Genomic DNA, 17,879 nt, shown 5'->3' on the forward strand with positions numbered 1-17,879 from the left:
ACGGCGCATCATGCGCCGTCGGCCGCTCGTCATCGCGCCTCCGCCCTCAGGGGGTGACGACCTTGCCGGGGTTGAGGTTCCGGCCGGGGTCGTTCTGCGCGAAGAGGCCCTCGATGATGTGCTCGCCGAGCTCGCCGATGTCCTCGGTGAGCCAGGGCTGGTGCTCGGTGCCCACGGCGTGGTGGTGGGAGACCGTGGAGCCCAGGTCGACGAAGGCCTGCTGCACGGCGCGCTTGGCGTTGTAGTACTGCTCGAGCGCCTTGTCGGGGCTCGTGTACTTCAGGGCGAAGGTGAAGTAGAGGCAGGCGCCCGAGTGGTAGCTGTGGGACATGTGGCAGAACATGAAGCCGGGCAGTCCCTGCTTCCGCTGCGCCTCGTAGAACGCCTCGTAGACCTTCGCGTGGACCTCGTTGATGTTCGACCAGGTCGCGCCGGTGTCGCAGACGTCGCCGAACACCTGGTAGCTGAGCAGGAAGTCGCGCAGGTACGGGGTGTCGAACTTCTTCTGGTCGTAGATCGCACCCGGTCCGGCTCCGAGCGTGATGCCGCCCGCGCCCTTGACCAGCTTCTTCACGACGGACTTCTGGTGCTCGACGGTCTCCTTGGTGCCCTCGAAGCACACGTAGGAGATGCTCATCTCCTCGCTCGTGTCCCAGCCCTTGGAGCGCAGGTAGGCGAAGAGTCCGTCCTGCACCTTCGCGGCGACCTTGCCCTTGGTCGAGGTGGGCTCCTTGACCATGGCGAGGCTGAACTCGGTCTCGGGGCCGTCGGAGAGCCGCGTGAAGGTGGGCGAGACGTCGGTCGAGCGGGCGATCGCGTGCATGCCGCGGATGCCGTGCTCCCAGTCGGGGTACATGTAGGCGATGACCTGGCGCACCTGCGGCAGGCGGTGCACCTGCACGGTGAGCTCGGTGATGATGCCCATGCGGCCCTCGGAGCCCAGGATCATCTCGTGGACGCTCGGGCCGGAGTCGCGGCCGGGGATCGGGTTGGTGACGACGGTGCCCTCGGGGTGGACGACGCGCATGCCGCGCACGATGTCCTCGATGTCGCCGTACTTGTCGGACTGCATGCCCGAGGAGCGCGTCGCGGCCCAGCCGCCCAGCGTCGAGTAGGTGAAGGAGTCCGGGAAGTGGCCCATCGTCCAGCCCTCGGCGGCGAGCTGCTCCTCGAGGTCGGGCCCGTAGACGCCGGCCTGCACCCGCGCGAGACCCGCCGTGTCGTCGATCGAGAGCACCTGGCGCATGCGGCCCAGGTTCACGGTGAGCACGGGGCGCTGCTCGGCCGGGTCCGGGGTGACCGAGCCGGAGATGCAGGAGCCGCCGCCGTAGGGGATCAGCACGAGGTCCTTCTCGAGCGCCAGGCGCAGCAGGCCGGCGACCTCCTCCTCCGTGCCGGGGTAGACCACGGCGTCCACGAGGCGTTCGAAATCGCCCGAGCGCACGTGGAACAGGTCCGGGAGGGAGCGGCCGAAGGAGTGCAGCACGCGGTACTCGTCGTCCGTGCGCACGTTCGCCTCGCCCACGAGCCCCACGATCGCCTCGCGCTCGGCGTCGCCCAGGCGCCCCGCGGGCACCTCGTGATCGGAGAGCTCGGGGTCGTCGAACTGGGTGACCTGCTCGAGATCCACGCCGATCTTGTTCTTCGCCAGCGGCGCGAAGGCGGGCTTGTTGTCGAAGCGGAAGCGGACGTCGTCCATGCCCCAGCCCCACCACTTGTGCCGGGTGACGTCGGCCGCGGTGAGATCGGCTGCGGAATGCGATGCGGTCATCAGTGCTCCTCCCGGGGTCCCGTGCGGGGGCCCAGGATCTGCTCGTAGTTGCTGTCGTAGAGGTCGACCACGGCCGCGCGCACGCGCTCCATGTAGTCGACGACGGATTCGCCGTCGCGGGCCATCATCGGGTCGCCGAAGACGACGCCGACCGGCGGGCGGCCGGGCTTGGGCCAGCTGCGGCCCTTGGGCATCGCCTCGTGGCCGCCGACGAGGGCGGCCGGGATGATCGGGACGCCGACGCTCGAGGCGAGCGCCGCGGCACCGGGCTTGAACTCCCCCATGGTGCCGGTCTTCTGCCGCCCGCCCTCGGGGAACACGAGGATCGGGACGCCGCTGCGCAGCAGACGCCGGGAGAACCCGGAGTTCTTGCGCGAGCCGTCGCGGTCGATCGGGTAGGCGTTGAACAGGAGGCGCACGAACAGGCGCTTGTACCAGACGTGGAAGAAGTAGTCCGCGGCCACGCCCGTGGAGAGGTACCGGGCCTGCGCCCAGGGCAGCCCCTCGGCGAGCATGGGCGCATCGAGGTGGCTCGTGTGGTTGGCGACCAGGACGAACGGCCCGCGCACGGACTTCACGCGGCGCGCGGTCGTCACGGTCTGGGTGACGTTGGCGCGCACCAGGCCGCGGAACAGGCCGCGCTGGAGCACGAAGCGCAGGGCCGCGCGGGCGCGCGAGCGGTACTTGCGGGTGTCCTCGTCCAGAGGGTCCCAGCCGAGGCTGCGGAGGCGGGAGGAGAGGGACTGGTCGTGGCGCGGATTCTGCGCCGACCTGTCGGCCTTGGCGTGCTTGTCCGCCTTCGCGGGCTTCTCGGCCTTCGCGGGCTCGTCCGCCTTCTCCGGCTGGTTGCCTGCCATGCTCAGCGCTCCTTGCTGCGCCGGGAGCTGAGCAGCGAGCTGAGGCGGTGCACGAGCGGGCGCGGCAGCGAGCGCAGCAGCGCGGTGATGAGCTTCCAGCGGCCGCCGGGGATGCTCACGGCCTTCCCCTTGGCGACGTCCTTCAGGCCCTGCTCGGCGAGGTCGTCGGCGTCCAGCCAGAGGAACCCGGGGATCGAGGAGCCGCGGATGCCGGCGCGCTGGTGGAACTCGGTGCGCACCCAGCCTGGGGTGACGGCCGTGGACTGCACGCCGGTGCCCTCGAGCTGCACGCTCAGGGACTCGGAGTAGTTGGTCACCCAGGCCTTGATGGCCGTGTAGTTGTTCTGCGTGATGAAGGCGCTCACGGACGCGATGTTGATGATCCAGCCCTCGCCGCGCGCGCCCATTCCGCGCCCCGCGGCGCCGCCGAGCTTGAGGACGGCGCGCTGCATGACCTCGAAGCCGCGGTCGTGCTCGCTCAGGTCGGGATCCAGCAGCGAGGCGCGCACGGAGAACCCGGCGTTGTTCACGAGCACGTCGATCGCGGGGGCGGTGGTCGATTCGAGCCTGTCGGCGACCTTCTGCTGGTCGTCCCGATCGGCCAGATCGGCGACGAGGGTCTCGACCTCGACGCCGTGGCTCGTGCGCAGCTCGGCGGCGGCCTCCTGGAGGCGCGCGTCGTCGCGGGCCACGAGCACCAGGGCCACGCCGCGCCGGGCGAAGGCCCTGGCGAACGCCGCTCCGATGCCTGCGGTCCCACCGGTGATAAGGGCCCTGTGCATGCGGGCCACGATACATGGGCGCGGTGCTCCCACCGAGGCGGTCCGGGCCGTCGTGCGCGTCACGCGGCGGCGCGGACGACCTGTGGTGAAAGGCCCCATGCGCTACCGTCGGACGAGACCGTGCACGACGTCCGCCCGCGCCCCTGCGCGGTAGGGCACGCCCGCCGCGCCGGCGGGCGGAGGCCGGAAGACCCACCCGGCCGGGACGTCGGCCGCCCACCTGCATCTGAGGGAACACCGCATGTCCAACCCCACCCCGTCCCCCGAGCGCTCCGGCCCGCGCGAGATCCTGCTGACCGGTGTCACCGGCTTCCTCGGCCAGGCCGTCCTGCAGTCGCTCCTCGAGTACACCGATGACGTCCGCGTGACCGCCGTCGTGCGCGCGAAGGGGACGCTGACCGGTCGCAAGCGCCTCGAGGGCCTGCTGCGCAAGCCCGTGTTCTCCTCCTGGGCCGACCGCGTGGGCAAGGACACCGTGCGCGCGGCCTTCGACTCGCGCGTCGACGTGCTCGAGGGCGACCTCACCGCGATGCCGGCGCTCGACAAGAGCTACGACACGGTCATCCACTCCGCGTCCTCGGTGTCCTTCGACCCGCCGATAGACGACGCGTTCCGGACCAACGTCGGCGGCGCGCGCAACCTCTACCAGGCGCTCCTGGACTCCGGTCAGGACCCGCACGTCATCCACGTCTCCACCGCGTACGTCGGCGGCATCTCCAAGGGACTGCGCCGCGAGGGCCGGCTCGAGCACGGCGTCGACTGGAAGGCCGAGTTCGAGGCCTCCCAGGCGGCGCGCCAGCGCGTCGAGGCCGAGTCCCGTCGGCCCGAGAACCTGCGCACCCAGATGCGCATCGCCCGTCTGCGCGACGGCCGCATGGGACCCAAGGCCGTCGCCGCCGCCGCCGAGGAGGCGCGCAAGCAGTGGGTCGACGAGCGCCTCGTCGACTTCGGCCGCACGCGCGCGCAGTCCGTCGGCTGGACCGACATCTACACCTTCACCAAGGCGATGGCCGAGCGCGTCGCCGAGGAGATGTGGGCCGACGCCGGCCACCGCGTCTCCTTCGTGCGCCCCTCGATCATCGAGTCCGCGCTGCAACGCCCCTACCCCGGCTGGATCGACGGCTACAAGGTCGCCGACCCGCTGATCATGGCCTTCGGCCGCGGCCTCCTGCCCGAGTTCCCGGGCCTCGCCGACTCGATCCTCGACATCATCCCCGTCGACTTCGTGGTCAACGTGATCGTGGCGCTCGCGACCCAGGACGTCTCCCGCCGCGGCGACGACGCCTACTTCCAGGTCGCCTCCGGCGGCTCGAACCCGCTGCCCTTCCACGAGATGGTCGACGCCGTGCGCGGCTACTTCGTCGAGCACCCGCTGCAGGACGACGACGGCAAGGACATCGTCGTGCCCGACTGGACGTTCCCGTCCGTCGACCTCGTCGAGCAGCGCTTCCGGATGAAGGAGATCGCCACCAAGGCCGGTCAGACCGTCGTGTCCCGCCTGCCCGCGACCCGCCGCACCCGCGAGTGGACGACGACCCTGCACCGCAACGCCTCGGGCCTGACCACGCTGCGCAAGTACATCGAGCTCTACCGCCAGTACACGAAGACCGAGATGGTCTTCGACGACGCGAACACCCGCGCGCTGCGCGAGGAGCTGCCCGCCGAGTTCCTCTCGACCCACGACTTCGACATCACGAAGGTGGACTGGGTCGACTACTTCCGGAACCTCCACCTGCCCGCGGTCACGGAGCTCACCAAGGCGTACTCGCGCGGCCGCGCCGCCGTGCGCGCCCGCCAGAACCGCCCCGCGCCGGAGATGAAGGAGGCGAGCGACGCCCTCGCCGTCTTCGACCTGGACGGCACCGTGGTCGGCGCCAACATCATCCAGCAGTACCTCTCGGTGGTGCGCGCGACCAAGCCGGCCACCTCGTGGCCCGGGGAGATCGGCTCCCTGCTGCGCTCAGTGCCCTCCTACCTGCGGGCCGAGAAGCGCGACCGCTCCGAGCTGATCCGCCTGGTCAACCGCCGCTACAAGGGCTACCGCCGCGAGGAACTCGAGCAGCTGCTCTCCGGCAGCCTGGGCCGCTCGATCCGCTCCTCGATCCGCCCCGAGGCACTCGAGCTCATCGAGCAGCACCGCCGCGCGGGCCACCGCACCGTGCTGGTCACCGGGGCCCTCGACGTGCTCGTCGAGCCGCTCGCCGGTCTGTTCGACGACATCGTCGCCACCCGCATGGACGTCACCTCCGACGGCGTGATGAGCGGCTACCTCGCCACTCCCCCGGTGGTCGACGAGGCCCGCGCCAACTGGCTGCGCAAGTACGCCGACGAGCACGGCGCCGACCTCAAGAAGTCCTACGGCTACGGCGACTCCCATGCCGACGCCTCCTGGCTCGAGCTCGTCGGCACGCCCTCGGCGGTCTCCCCCGACCTGGGCCTCTACTCCGTCGCCAAGAAGAAGCGCTGGTCCATCCTCGAGTGGTGAGGCCGGGCGGGAGCGCCACCAGCGCGGCCAGCGCGGCCAGCGCGGCAGATTCCGAAGATATGACCGTGGCGAGCCAAATCCAGGTCGATGTGGCTCGCCACGGTCATTTCTTCTGTCCGCCATGCGCCGAGGCTGTGCGCTGACCGCTGCTCGCCGTTCCTCCCCATCGATGCTCTTCCACATTCCCGCTGAGGCCGCGCGATCCTCTGTGGTCGTCCACTACGGTCTGCGGATGGCCAGACGACGCGCTCCCGTACTCCCTGCAGGCGTCGTCCTGCCGCGTGGCGACTGGCTCGAGCTCGGAGTCCACACCAGGCGGCTCGCCTCCGACGAGTTCCGCCGCATCGTCCCCGGTTACTTCACGCTGGCGCGCGCTCCGGCATCGCTCTCCGAGATCTGCCGCGTCCTCCAAGCCAGCGTCTTCCCGTCCAGCCCTGTGACACACTCGACGGCCGCACTCCTGCAGGGCATCCCCCTGCCCAGCCAGCTGGAGGACGGCGTGGGACTGCTCAGCGCAGGGGCCGGGTTCGATGAGCGCGGTCGACCCGAGATCCCCTCGGCCATCAGCCCTGACCGGATCACGGATCCCTTCGCGGGTGTCGACGGACGCGGGGCCGGCTTCCCCCGGGTCCACCTCGCGGTGCCGCCGGGCACGTCCGGGCGCGCGCCCGGCGCGGCCGTCGTCGTCCATCGCACGGGTGGTATGAGCACCGTGGAGCGCGACGGGATCCTCATGGCCAGTCCGCTCGAGACTCTCCGCCAGCTGGGCGAGGTCCTGCCGGTCTGGGACCTGACAGCGGCGATCGACGCGTCCATCGGTCCCGGCGGCGTGCTCGAGCACCTCGGGATCGACGGAGTGCGGGAGTTCGCACTCTCCTCCGCTTGCGAGCACAAGCCCGGTGCGCCGGTCCCGCGCAGGGCAGCGGACCTCGCGCGCCCCTGCGTGGAATCGGTCGGCGAGACGCACATGCGCCTCATCGTCGCCGGCGCCGGCTTTCCCGAGCCCGTTCCGAACTTCGTGCGGGTGATCCCGGCGACCGGTCGTGCACGTCGACTCGACGGGGCTCTGCCGACGTGGATGATCGGGCTCGAATACGACGGGTCGTGGCGGAGGAGGTCCGCCCGTCAATGGGAGGAGGACCGCACCCGCGCGGACGATCTCGCCTCGGTGGGGTGGGAGCTGCGCAGGTTCACGCATCGCGACCGCCGGAATCCCACCGAGGCCCTCCTCAAGCTCCGCACCGCTCTCAGGCGGAAAGGAGCTCCGGTCCCCACGACGCGTCGGATCCGATCCTTCGCAATCGCCCTGCGACGGCTCCGGCCCGCACTGCTCTACGGACCGAGGACCTGAGAGCCGGCGCGGACGGGCACAGCGCGAGGTACGGATGTGCGCGCCCGAAGACGCGCGCTCGAAAATATGAGGGTGGCGAGCCAAAATGCGTCGGTTTTGGCTCGTCACCCTCACATCTTCACCGGGGTGCGCCGCTGTGCGACCCCCGACTCAGCCCGTGTTCTTCATCCCCGCGGCGATGCCGTTGATCGTGGTGAGCAGGGCGCGCTGGAGCTCCTCGGAGGGCTCCTCGCCGCTCTCGGCCACCGCGCGGAAGCGCTGCAGCATCGCGACCTGCATGTAGTTGATCGGGTCGAGGTAGCGGTCGCGCACGGCGAGGGTCCGCTTGAGGATCGGCTGCCCGTCCAGGAGGTCGAGCACGCCGGTGAGGCGCTCGACCTCGGCGACGGACAGCTCGTACTCCTCACGGATCCGCTCGAACAGCGGCCACAGGTTCTCCGGCACGAGCGAGTGCACGTAGTGGGCGGCGATGTCCATGTCGGTCTTCGCGAGCGTCATCTCGATGTTGCTGATGACGGTGCGGAAGAAGTGCCAGCTGCCCAGCATCTCGTGCAGGTCGTCCTCGAAGCCGACCTCGCGGGCCGCCTTGAGGCCCGAGCCGACGCCGAACCAGCCGGGGACGATCTGGCGGGACTGCGTCCAGCCGAACACCCACGGGATCGCGCGCAGGCCGTCGAGTCCCTTCTCCGAGGTGGTGCGCTTCGAGGGCCGCGAGCCGATCTTGAGGTCGCCCAGCTGCTCCACGGGCGTGGAGGTCACGAAGTACTCGGGCAGGTCCGGATCGTCCGCGAGGGTGCGGTAGCGGGCGAACGCCGCATCGGAGACGTGCTCCATCACCGCGCCGAAGCGCTCGAGCTGCTCGGGGGTGGTGCGCGGCTCGGTGTGCAGCGCCGTGGCCTGCAGGACCGCCGCGATCGTGAGATCGAGGTTCTCCCGCGCGAGCACCGGCAGCGTGTACTTGTCGGAGATGACCTCGCCCTGCTCGGTGAACTTGATGGTGCCGTCGAGCACGCCGTAGGGCTGCGCGAGGATCGCGTCGTACGTCGGACCGCCGCCGCGGCCGACGGAGCCGCCGCGCCCGTGGAAGAGGCGCAGGGTGACGCCGTGCCGTGCGGCGACGTCGCGCAGGGTGCGCTGGGCCTGGTGGATCTCCCACTGCGAGGTCACCACTCCGGACTCCTTGTTGGAGTCCGAGTAGCCCAGCATGATCTCCTGCCGGTCGCCGCGCAGCCGCACGATCTCGCGGTAGGCGGGATTGCTCAGCAGCTCCTCGAGGATCTCGCCGGCGTGGCGCAGCTCCTCGACGGTCTCCAGCAGAGGCGCGAAGTCGAGGTCCGCGCGCTTGTCGTCGGCGCTCGAGAGGTCGATGACGCCCGCCTCGCGGGCCAGCAGCGCGACGCCGAAGATGTCGTCGGCCCCATGGGTCATGGAGACGATGTACGTCTGGATGACGTCGGTGCCGTAGCGCTTGTGGGCGTTGCGGATCTCGGTGAACACGCGGTAGGTGCCGGCGGTCGAGTCGTCGAGGATCGAGTCCTCCTCGGCGAGGGAGGCCCCGTACATCGGCCGACGGCTCGTGAGCTCCGAGCCCAGCACCTGGCCGCGCTCGGCGCGGCTGAGCTCGCCGTAGGGACGGTCGAGCTCGCCGAGGCGGTCGAACATCGCGGCGAGCACGTCGTGGTGCTTCTCGGAGTGCTCGCGCACGTCGAGCGTGGCGAGGGTGAGGCGGATGCCGGCCAGCAGGTTCAGGGCGACGGCGATCGCCCCGTCGGCCGCGCGGCGGCCCTTGTGGCGGGACAGGGCGTCGCGCACCACCTGGACGTCGTCCAGGAGCTCGTCGGCCGAGAGGTAGTCGCGGCCGTGCACGTGGGCGGAGCCGTCGCGCATGCGCTCGCGGGTGTGCTCGAGCTTGGTGCGGATGGCGCCGAGCTTGAGCCGGAAGGGCTCGGCGGCGTACATCCGCTGCTGCTCCTCGTCGACGGAGCCGCCGGCCTCGACGTCGGCGTGGATCGAGGCCTGCAGGGCGTCGTCCTCGCCGATCAGGGTCGAGGACTCGGAGAGATCGGCGATGAGGTCGGTGACGATCTGCACCGACACGTCGATGGCGGCCTCCGCCTGAAGTCCGAGCACCTCGCGGGTGACGTCGGCCGTGACGTACGGGTTGCCGTCGCGGTCACCGCCCATCCAGGTGCCGAAGCGCAGGGGGACGGCGCGCTCGGGGAGGTCGGCGCCGTGGGCGCGCAGCTCCTCGCGCAGGTCGTCGATGAGACCCGGCATGGTGTGGCGGTAGATGCCGCGCAGGTAGTAGAGCGCGTTGCGGGACTCGTCCTGCGGGGTCGGCTGGGTGCTGCGCAACTCGTCGGTCTGCCAGAGCATCTCGATGAGCTCGGCGAGGTGACGGTCCTGGCGGCGGCGCTCGGGCGTGCCCTCCTCCGTCTCCTCGGCCAGCAGGTCCGAGACGTTGCGCAGCTTGGTGAGCACCGCGCGGCGCGAGGCCTCGGTGGGGTGAGCGGTGAAGACGAGCTCGATGTCGAGCGAGTCGACGGCCTGCTGCAGCGCCTCGGCCCCCAGGGTCTCGTGGATCTCCGCGACGGTGCGCGGGATCCAGGACTCGCTGGTCGGGTTCTCGTCGATCGCGCGGACCCGGTACAGCTGCTCGGCGGCGTTCGCGAGCAGGAAGTACTCGGTGAAGGCGCGGGTCAGCTCGGTCGCCTGCGTGTGCGGCAGCTCGGCCAGGCGCTTCTGGATGGCCTGCGCCTCCGCGGCGTCGCCGGAGCGCTTGGCCTCCTTGGTCTGTCGGCGCACGTCCTCGACGAGGTCCAGCAGGCCCTGGCCGTGCTGGTCGGCGAGCGTGCGCCCCAGCAGCGTGGACAGCCTGCGGACGGTCGCGCGCAACGGCGCATCGATGTGCGGATCATCGCTGACAACGGGGAACTCGCTGGTCAGCGTGGGAATATGGATGCCACCTGTGTCGGACACCAGGCCTCCTGCTCCTGCCTCGGCGCACGCCCGACGACAGCAGCCGACGGCCGTGTCGGCTCTGAACGGTCTGGGTAAGAGTACAGGCGCGTCCCGACAGGCGAGCAGTCGTCTCATCCGACGGGGCCGGGAGCGCCCGGACCGTACCCGACGGGCCAGGCGGACGTGCGTGGAGACCGGTGAGTCCGTCGGCGAGCCGGCCGCTCGCCCCGCGACGAAGCGAGGACCACCCCGTCTGACCGTCTCTTCGCCCCAGAAGCAATAGCGCTTCAGCTACCCGCACACGTGGGGCTGCGGATCTCGTTGATCTCCTGGATCGAGCGGACCTACCACCGGCGACGTCGTCAGGCACGCCCTGGTCGATTGGCCCCATCGAGGACGAGACCACCATGGACCAGACGATCAGTCTGGCGGCCTGCCCCCAGCTGACACCCGATCTCGCATGAGTCCCAGCCGGCGCAAGGGCAGCACGGAAATGGCTGACTTCCCGCCCGCAGGCACGAGGCGCCAAGAGGGACACTTCGGGCGGTGGCAGAACCACTCTTCAACCGTGCTATGGTCCACGCCACATGACAGCCGAGGGGGTTGAGTTCGATGCGAGGCAGGGTGGCCGTAGGGGCCATAACGCACTTTTCGCCGTGGCTTTGATGCCATTTTCGGCTTCAGCCGAGGGCACCGACAGCCACGAAAGCGACTCGACCATTTCCCCGCAAGAGGTCCCACCTTCGAAGACCAGTCGACTCATTAGCACGAAACGCGATCGTGTGCGGGTGACGCAACGATGATGCGACGGACAGGTAGGATATCGCTGCAGCTGATTGCGGCCACAGCGTGCACTCTCGCCCTGACGAACTGCGGCGATCGAGGACAGGATCAGCCGGATCCCCTCGCGATTGCCGATGTTTCCGGCAAGAGCATTGCGGAGGTGTCCGACCATGTACCATCCGACGCCACGCTCTTGGTGCAGCAACCGTCGATCGAGTCAAAGGACGCACCGCTCTACGATTCCTCCCAGCAGACATCGACGCGTTGGATTGTCCTCGCGGGCTGCAGCGACCAGAAGGATCTGGACAGTTCTGATTCCGTCGAAGTCTCGGTGATCCCGCAAGATGACTATGACAAGTCGATGAAGTCGCACGTGGCATCGGGTGACCTCGCAGACACCGTCACGTGCGACGGGCGCAAATATCATTCGGATCCTGCCTGATCAGCGCGCAACCATCCTGGCGGGCGCACGCCGTTGCGTATCCGGCGCTTGAGGCCAGGATGGTTTAGCAAGACCGACCCCAGTCGAGGCGGGGGCGCGGATTCTCGCGGCCGCGCGTGCTTGCCGCGGCGGCCGCCGCCCGGACGGACTCGTCGTCGACCACGGCGCTCGCGTCGCCGGTCAGACCGCTCTCAGCGCTCTCGTCCCCGGATGCACGGGTCTCAGTTCCACTTCGTGCCATCGCTCGATCATCGCGCGACGAATCTCGAGTGCGACGAGAACTGTCACTCCAGCAGACCCGTGGGTTCCAGGGGCCGCAGGAGGCCGTCGACGTCCGCGCGAGAGACGCGAACAGTGCAGCGCACCGCACGCTTCGGTGAGATGCGGTCGGCCGGCACCCGCCAGACAGGTCGGGTCGCGCCGGATCCCTGTCAATTTGAAGCAGGTCAGCGAGGGGTCATGAGCGCTGTCGCGAATCTCGTCGGGCACGACAAAAGGGCCACTGATCGGACGTTTCGCCTGATCAGCGGCCCTTTTCGACCGGCGGAGACGAGAGGATTTGAACCTCCGAGGCGGTTTTTGCCGCCTACTCCCTTAGCAGGGGAGCGCATTCGGCCGCTCTGCCACGTCTCCTCGCGCACCGGGTGCGCGGTGCGCGACCTGCGGCGTTGATCAGGAACGGATCGAGATCAGCGCTGCGTGCACGCAACGCCGTTCATCGTAGCGGAGGGCGTACGGGCCAGCAAAAGGGCCGACGGCGGATCGGGCGCATGTCACGTCCGCCGGCGCCCGACCTCAGAGCCCGAGCTTCGCCTGCAGGTCGGCGATCTGCTTGGGCGTGCCCACGCGGTACTTCACGTAGGTCAGCCGCCCCTCGGCATCGATCGCGAACGTGGAGCGGATGACGCCCTCGACGATCTTGCCGTACATGTTCTTCTCGCCGAAGGCGCCGTAGGAGCGCAGCACGTCCTTCGACTCGTCGCTCGCGAGCGTGTACGGCAGGCCCTGCTTCGCCGCGAAGGTCTTCAGGTCCTCGATGGCGTCCGGCGAGATGCCGACCACCCGGTATCCCTGGCCGGTGAACATGTCGTGGTGGTCGCGCAGGTCGCAGGCCTCCTTCGTGCACAGGGACGTGTTCGCCGCCGGGTAGAACCAGATCAGGGCGGGCGTGCCCCGGAGGTCGGTGAGGCTCACGCGGCCGCCGTCGGCGGTGGGCAGATCGAAGGCGGGGGCCATGTCGCCCACGGCGAGCTTCACGGGGCCGCCTGCGGCGGGGGTCGTCGGCATGAGGGCGTCTCTCCTGGGTGGTCGGGCCGACGGGTGGCACCGCCCTCGTGGACGGGCGGCGCGGGCGGCGTCGGCGGGGTCGCTCTGGTCCCGCCACTGTACGGAACCGGCGGGTGGCACGACGGGCGCGGAGGCGCCGTCGGTCCGGACCGAGGGGACCGGCGAACGCCGTCGGCCCGGTCTGCGAGGATCGGCTCCATGGATGCGCAGCACGAGGACGGCTCCCTCTTCGGTGACGATCTGCTCCCCCGCCCTGCGAGGGTGCTCGGACCGGGAGCGGTCTGGGTGCCGGGCTTCCTGCGCCTGGACCAGCAGGCGTGGATCTCCGCGCGCTTCGAGGAATGGGCCGAGGGCCCCGTGCCGCCGCGCTCCCCGAAGGTGCGCGGGCACGAGATGAGCGTGCGGACGGTGTGCCTCGGCTGGCACTGGCGGCCCTACGCCTATTCGCGGGAGGCGGTCGACGTGAACGGCAACCGTGTGCTGCCGTTCCCGGACTGGATGACCCGACTGGGCCGTTCGGCGATCGCGGCGGCCGCGGAGCACGATCCCGAGCTCGCCGACGCACCCACGCAGCCGGGCATCCCCGACCGCCTCTACTCCCCCGATACGGCCCTGGTGAACCACTACACCGCCGCGGCGAAGATGGGCATGCACCAGGACAAGGACGAGCGCTCGCTCGCGCCCGTGGTCTCGCTGTCGATCGGCGACGCGTGCACGTTCCGTTTCGGCAACACCGAGGCGCGCACGAAGCCGTACGAGGACATCACGCTCGAGTCCGGGGACCTGTTCGTCTTCGGCGGTCCCGCGCGCCTCGCCTTCCACGGTGTCACCAGGATCCAGCCGGGCACGGCGCCCGCGGGCTGCGGGGTGACGGAGGGCAGGCTGAACATCACGCTGCGGGAGACCGGGCTCGAGGGCTGAAGGCTCCCGTCGGCCCCGTTCTCCACCGCTCTGTTCTTCGGCGCTCCGCTCCCCCTGCCGCGCCGAGCCGTCCCGACCCGCGCCGACCGCCCCACCTACTCGCGGACCGGATCCGGGGCGAGGGTCCCGTCGGGGGCGATGTGCTCGAACATCTGCTGCACGACCATCACCACGTGGGGGTCGTCGACCGTGTAGAAGAGGCGGCGGCCGTCGCGCCGCGCGGAGACCAGGCCGGCCAGGCGCATCTTGCTGAGGTGCTGGCTGGCGGTGGCGACGGTGATGCCCGCCTCGTGGGCGAGGGCGCTGACGTCGAGCTCGCCGGCAACGGCGAGGGCGACGAGGTGCAGGCGCGTGGGAGAGCTGAGGAGCGCGAAGGTGCGCGCCACGGTCTCCAGCTGCTGCCTCGTCGGTTCAATGCCCATTAATTCATTGTGTCACCGTTCTGCGTCTCACCATGCACGATTCGACACTTGCATACCTGCCTAAACGTCTGACAGTGTGTCGGGCGTGCTGAGATCGATCCGCCCCGCGCTGCTGTGCTTCCTCGTCGCCGTGCCCGCGCTCGTGGTGCGCCTGGGCGGCATCGAGACCCCCTCACTGGTGGGGCTGCTCATCTTCGGCGGAGCCGTGGTCGCCGCGGCATTCGTGCTCGCGTGGGCGGCCGAGGCCGCCGAGGTCGACATCAGCGGCGGGCTCGCGGTCGCGATCCTCGCGATCATCGCGGTGCTCCCCGAGTACGCCGTGGACCTCTACTTCGCCTTCCGTGCGGGCTCCGAGCCGGACTACGTGCAGTTCGCCGCCGCGAACATGACCGGCTCCAACCGCCTGCTGCTGGGGCTCGGCTGGCCTGTGGTGGTGCTGGTGAGCGTCGCGATCGCCTCGCGCCGTTCGGGGCGCACCGTGCGCGAGGTCGTCCTGGATCCCTCACATCGCCTCGAGCTGGGCTTCCTGCTGATCGCCTCCCTGCTCGCCTTCGTGATGCCGCTGACCGCGACCATCAGCTGGATCATCGGTGTGATCCTGCTGGCCTGGTTCGTGTTCTACGTGGTGCGGATCGCGCGCGGCGGGGCCGAGGAGGAGCCCGATCTGGTGGGCACCGCCGCCCGCATCGGCGCGCTTCCCCAGCGCACCCGACGCCCCGTGGTGATCGCCCTCTTCGTCGTCTCCGCGCTGATCATCCTCGCCTGCGCGGAGCCGTTCGCCGAGGCCCTCGTCGCCTCCGGCAGCACGCTCGGGATCGACCAGTTCCTGCTCGTGCAGTGGCTCGCGCCGCTCGCCTCCGAGGCGCCCGAGTTCATCGTCGCGATCATCTTCGCGACCCGCGGGAAGGCCGCGGCGGCCCTGGGCATGCTGATCTCCGCCAAGGTCAACCAGTGGACGATGCTCGTGGGCAGCCTGCCCATCGCCTACGCGCTGGGAGGCGGCAGCGGCACCCTGGCCCTGGACCCTCGCCAGGTCGAGGAGATCCTGCTGACCGCCGCGCAGACCATGATGGGCGTCGCCCTGCTGCTGGGCCTGCGCTTCCCCCGCTGGGGCGCGATCGCGCTGCTCGCCCTGTTCGCCGTGCAGTTCGCGGTGCCCGGGACTCACGGCCGCCTCATCCTCTCCGCGGTCTATCTCGCGGTCGCGCTCGCCCTGTTCGTCCTGCACCGCCGCGGGATCCTGCCCGCGCTCACCGCCCCCTTCCGCCGGGACCCCGAGGGGCCCCACGGGGTCTCGGACGACGAGGGCCCGGTCATCCGCGCCGGTCGCCTCGACCCTGCCGGGCGATGACCCCGAGGTCCGTGCGGACCCACCAGTCGCCGCTCGCGCGGCGCTCCGCGCGGCTCGCGTAGCGGTAGTCGAACAGCCGCACCCGCAGGCCCGTCGGCGCCGTCCCGTCGAAGGGATCCTCGCGCAGCAGGCGTCGGATCTGCGGATCGCCCTCGAGCAGCTTCGTCAGCAGCGCGACGAACCAGGGGTCGGCGCCGGGTCGCAGGGCGAGGAACCACATCAGCCAGTCCAGTCGCAGGTGGTAGGGCGCGAACTGTCGGGAGCGCCGTGCGAGGGGGCCCGGTTTGCCGGGGAAGAGGTAGGGGTGCCACTCCTCCTCGCCCGCGGCATCGGGGTCCTCGGCGAGGGTCCCCTCGATCTCGACCTCGTGGCGCCGCGTCGTCATCGACCCGAACGCGCCGTAGGCGTTGACGAGGTGCCACCGGTTGAAGCTCGCGTTCATGAGCTGATGCGAGGAGAAGAGGTTCTTCAGCGGCTTCCGGCTGAGGGCCACGAGCCCCGCGAAGACCGCGAGCACCAGCACGTGCCACCACAGGGGCGAGGAGGCGAGGACGCCGCCGTCGGACGCTCCGCTCCCCTCCCCGGGGCCGTGGGGCAGGCCCCACCCGGGCCAGGGGCCGCCCGTGATCCAGCGCAGGAACGGATCGCTGATCGCACTGAAGGCGACGAGGATCGTGAGCAGGTTCAGCCAGGCGAAGTTCCCGGTGAGCATGAGGAAGAGCTGGGTGAGGATCACCAGGCCCGCACCGATCGAGGCGAGCGGCTGCGGGAGCAGGATCAGCCAGACCGCGCCCAGCTGCACCACGTGGCTGCCCAGGGTCTCGAGCCGGTGCCACCAGCGGGGCATGAGGTGCGCCCGTCGGCTCAGCGGGCCCGGCATGGGCTGGGTGAGGTGATGGAAGTCCATCGCGGTGAGGTCGCGCCAGGCGGGATCGCCGCGCATCTTGATCATCCCGGCGCCGAACTCGAGGCGCAGCAGCATCCAGCGCAGGAACAGCAGGATCAGCAGGGGCGGGGCGACCGCGTCGGACCCGAGGAAGCCGACGACCGCGCCGCACTCCAGCAGCATCGACTCCCAGCCGAAGCCGTAGAAGACCTGGCCCACGGAGTGGATGGACAGATAGAGCCCCCACATCACGAGGAAGACGGGGATCGTGGTCCAGGCGGGGCCGAGCTGCGGGAGGCCGAGCACGCACGCCGCGCCGAGGAGCATCCCGATCGCGCACATGATCCGCAGCAGGCGATCGCTGTAGGGGGTGCGCGAGAAGCGGAAGAGCGTGGGTCCCCCGCGGATGCCGCGCTGCTCGAGCCGGGCGAGGTACCGCGGGGCGGGCAGCAGGCCGCGCTCCCCCAGCAGCGCCGGGAACTGCCTCCAGGTGGAGGCGAAGGCGATCACGAACACGAGGGCGACGCCGCGCATGATCACCTCGCGGGCGATCGTGTACTCGCGGGCGTCGAGCAGCGAGAGCCAGGCGTGCAGATCCATCGAAGTCACCTCGGTGCCATCATCCGCCCCTCGTGCCAGGGCGTCGAGGGCGAGCCGACAGGCCGAGGGCCGCCGCGCCGAGCGGCCGCCGTGCCGAGCGACCGTCGGGCCGACGCATCACCCCAGCGCGCGCAGCAGCACCGCCCCGGCCCACCATGAGCACAGCGCGAGGACCAGCACGTAGCCGGCGTTCCACGCCCCTGCGGGCACGCCCGTGAGCTGGGCGAGCTGCTGGGGATCGTCCTGGCGACGACCACCGGTCATCACGGTCCCGAGGTGCCGCCAGGCGCCGAGCAGGAGCAGCACGCCGAGGGCCAGGACGAGAGCGCCCGGTCCGAGCGCCCCTCCCCACCACCACACGGTGCCCACGATCAGGGCGCTCACCAGGACCGTCGCGACCGTGTGCAGCGAGCGGGAGAACACCAGCGACACAACGAGCAGCACGAGCGCGACGGCGAGCGCCGTGCGCGCCCAGCCGCCGAAGGCGATCTGGATGAGCAGCGCCCCCACCAGGGCGGGCATCGGGTACCCGGCCCAGGCGGAGAGCACGCGGCCCGGTCCCGTCGGCCGCCCCACGGTCACCGCGTGGCCGGACATGTCCCCGCTGACCACGAAGCCGGTGAAGCGCCTGCCCACGAGGATGCCGACGCCCGCGTGCCCGAGCTCGTGCACGACCGTCACCGCGAGGCGCGCGAAGCGCCAGACGGTCGGGACCGCGACGGCGGCGAGGGCCACGGCGATCGCGGCGAGCGACCACCAGCCCTGCTCGGGCGGGGTCGCGCGCAGGCTGCGCTGCCACGCCCCGGAGAGGGCCTCGGAGAGAGCGGTGCCGATGTCCACGCCCGCCAGCATCCCAGGCGCAGCTGGGACCGGGCCGAGGCGCGGACGGCGCGCCGACCGGTGTCGCGACACCGCGGCGGGCCGACGGGCCCTGCGGCAGACTGGCCGTCGAGAGACGGGTCACCCCCGCCGGACAGCTC

General features: G+C 70.6%; 13 protein-coding genes and 1 tRNA gene. 5 read left to right on the forward strand and 9 right to left on the reverse strand.

The genetic code is table 11. The features are described from left to right. Positions 1-46: 46 nt before the first annotated feature. From ACFQ53_RS11125 to ACFQ53_RS11135, 3 genes are read right to left on the reverse strand one after another with little or no spacing between them, the layout of a single operon-like run. The gene (locus ACFQ53_RS11125) at positions 47-1,771 is read right to left on the reverse strand and encodes an FAD-binding oxidoreductase (RefSeq protein ID WP_377859549.1); all 1,725 of its coding nucleotides are present in this window, start codon (positions 1,769-1,771) and stop codon (positions 47-49) included. Then, positions 1,771-2,628, reverse strand: a complete 858-nt coding sequence (locus ACFQ53_RS11130; RefSeq protein ID WP_249478735.1) for a lysophospholipid acyltransferase family protein — start codon at positions 2,626-2,628, stop codon at positions 1,771-1,773. Before ACFQ53_RS11130 ends, ACFQ53_RS11125 begins: the two co-directional genes overlap by 1 nt. A gap of 2 nt (positions 2,629-2,630) precedes the next feature. Beyond that, positions 2,631-3,410 carry an SDR family NAD(P)-dependent oxidoreductase gene (locus ACFQ53_RS11135; protein WP_377859557.1) on the reverse strand — a complete coding sequence of 260 codons (780 nt, stop codon included), beginning with the start codon at positions 3,408-3,410 and terminating at the stop codon, positions 2,631-2,633. Positions 3,411-3,651: 241 nt separating this feature from the next. Between ACFQ53_RS11135 and ACFQ53_RS11140 the strand changes: the two genes are divergently transcribed. Together ACFQ53_RS11140 and ACFQ53_RS11145 are read left to right on the forward strand one after the other, a co-directional pair. Then, positions 3,652-5,895, forward strand: coding sequence for an HAD-IB family hydrolase (locus ACFQ53_RS11140; protein WP_228357431.1), 2,244 nt, complete (start codon positions 3,652-3,654; stop codon positions 5,893-5,895). A 232-nt stretch (positions 5,896-6,127) separates the two neighbouring features. Then, positions 6,128-7,246, forward strand: coding sequence for a hypothetical protein (locus ACFQ53_RS11145; protein ID WP_377859561.1), 1,119 nt, complete (start codon positions 6,128-6,130; stop codon positions 7,244-7,246). A 150-nt stretch (positions 7,247-7,396) separates the two neighbouring features. Here the strand turns inward: ACFQ53_RS11145 and ppc are convergent, their stop codons facing one another. Then, positions 7,397-10,225, reverse strand: a complete 2,829-nt coding sequence (ppc, locus tag ACFQ53_RS11150; protein ID WP_377859564.1) for a phosphoenolpyruvate carboxylase — start codon at positions 10,223-10,225, stop codon at positions 7,397-7,399. Between the two features lie 781 nt (positions 10,226-11,006). Between ppc and ACFQ53_RS11155 the strand changes: the two genes are divergently transcribed. After that, a complete protein-coding gene (locus ACFQ53_RS11155; RefSeq protein ID WP_377859567.1) occupies positions 11,007-11,432 on the forward strand; it encodes a hypothetical protein in 426 nt (141 codons plus the stop codon). A 544-nt stretch (positions 11,433-11,976) separates the two neighbouring features. Here the strand turns inward: ACFQ53_RS11155 and ACFQ53_RS11160 are convergent. Together ACFQ53_RS11160 and ACFQ53_RS11165 are read right to left on the reverse strand one after the other, a co-directional pair. Beyond that, a tRNA-Ser gene (locus tag ACFQ53_RS11160) sits at positions 11,977-12,065 on the reverse strand. A 162-nt stretch (positions 12,066-12,227) separates the two neighbouring features. Further along, positions 12,228-12,719, reverse strand: coding sequence for a peroxiredoxin (locus ACFQ53_RS11165; protein ID WP_377859570.1), 492 nt, complete (start codon positions 12,717-12,719; stop codon positions 12,228-12,230). A gap of 198 nt (positions 12,720-12,917) precedes the next feature. On the opposite strand from ACFQ53_RS11165, the gene ACFQ53_RS11170 reads away from it, so the two are divergent. After that, the gene (locus tag ACFQ53_RS11170) at positions 12,918-13,640 is read left to right on the forward strand and encodes an alpha-ketoglutarate-dependent dioxygenase AlkB family protein (RefSeq protein WP_377859573.1); all 723 of its coding nucleotides are present in this window, start codon (positions 12,918-12,920) and stop codon (positions 13,638-13,640) included. 95 nt (positions 13,641-13,735) lie between these two features. On the opposite strand, the gene ACFQ53_RS11175 is transcribed toward ACFQ53_RS11170, so the two are convergent. After that, the gene (locus tag ACFQ53_RS11175) at positions 13,736-14,062 is read right to left on the reverse strand and encodes a helix-turn-helix transcriptional regulator (protein ID WP_249478725.1); all 327 of its coding nucleotides are present in this window, start codon (positions 14,060-14,062) and stop codon (positions 13,736-13,738) included. Positions 14,063-14,147: 85 nt separating this feature from the next. On the opposite strand from ACFQ53_RS11175, the gene ACFQ53_RS11180 reads away from it, so the two are divergent. Beyond that, complete coding sequence (locus ACFQ53_RS11180) at positions 14,148-15,413, forward strand: sodium:proton exchanger (protein ID WP_377859578.1); 1,266 nt, start codon at positions 14,148-14,150, stop codon at positions 15,411-15,413. Here the strand turns inward: ACFQ53_RS11180 and ACFQ53_RS11185 are convergent. Together ACFQ53_RS11185 and ACFQ53_RS11190 are read right to left on the reverse strand one after the other, a co-directional pair. Next, positions 15,376-16,899 carry a lipase maturation factor family protein gene (locus ACFQ53_RS11185; protein WP_377859581.1) on the reverse strand — a complete coding sequence of 508 codons (1,524 nt, stop codon included), beginning with the start codon at positions 16,897-16,899 and terminating at the stop codon, positions 15,376-15,378. The genes ACFQ53_RS11180 and ACFQ53_RS11185 overlap by 38 nt on opposite strands. Positions 16,900-17,016: 117 nt before the next feature. Then, on the reverse strand, positions 17,017-17,739 hold the full coding sequence (locus ACFQ53_RS11190; RefSeq protein WP_377859584.1) for a M50 family metallopeptidase: 723 nt from the start codon (positions 17,737-17,739) through the stop codon (positions 17,017-17,019). Between the last annotated feature and the right edge of the window lie 140 nt (positions 17,740-17,879).

Source organism: Brachybacterium sp. NPDC056505 (genome assembly GCF_042794925.1).
Taxonomy (GTDB): Bacteria; Actinomycetota; Actinomycetes; order Actinomycetales; family Dermabacteraceae; genus Brachybacterium; species Brachybacterium kimchii.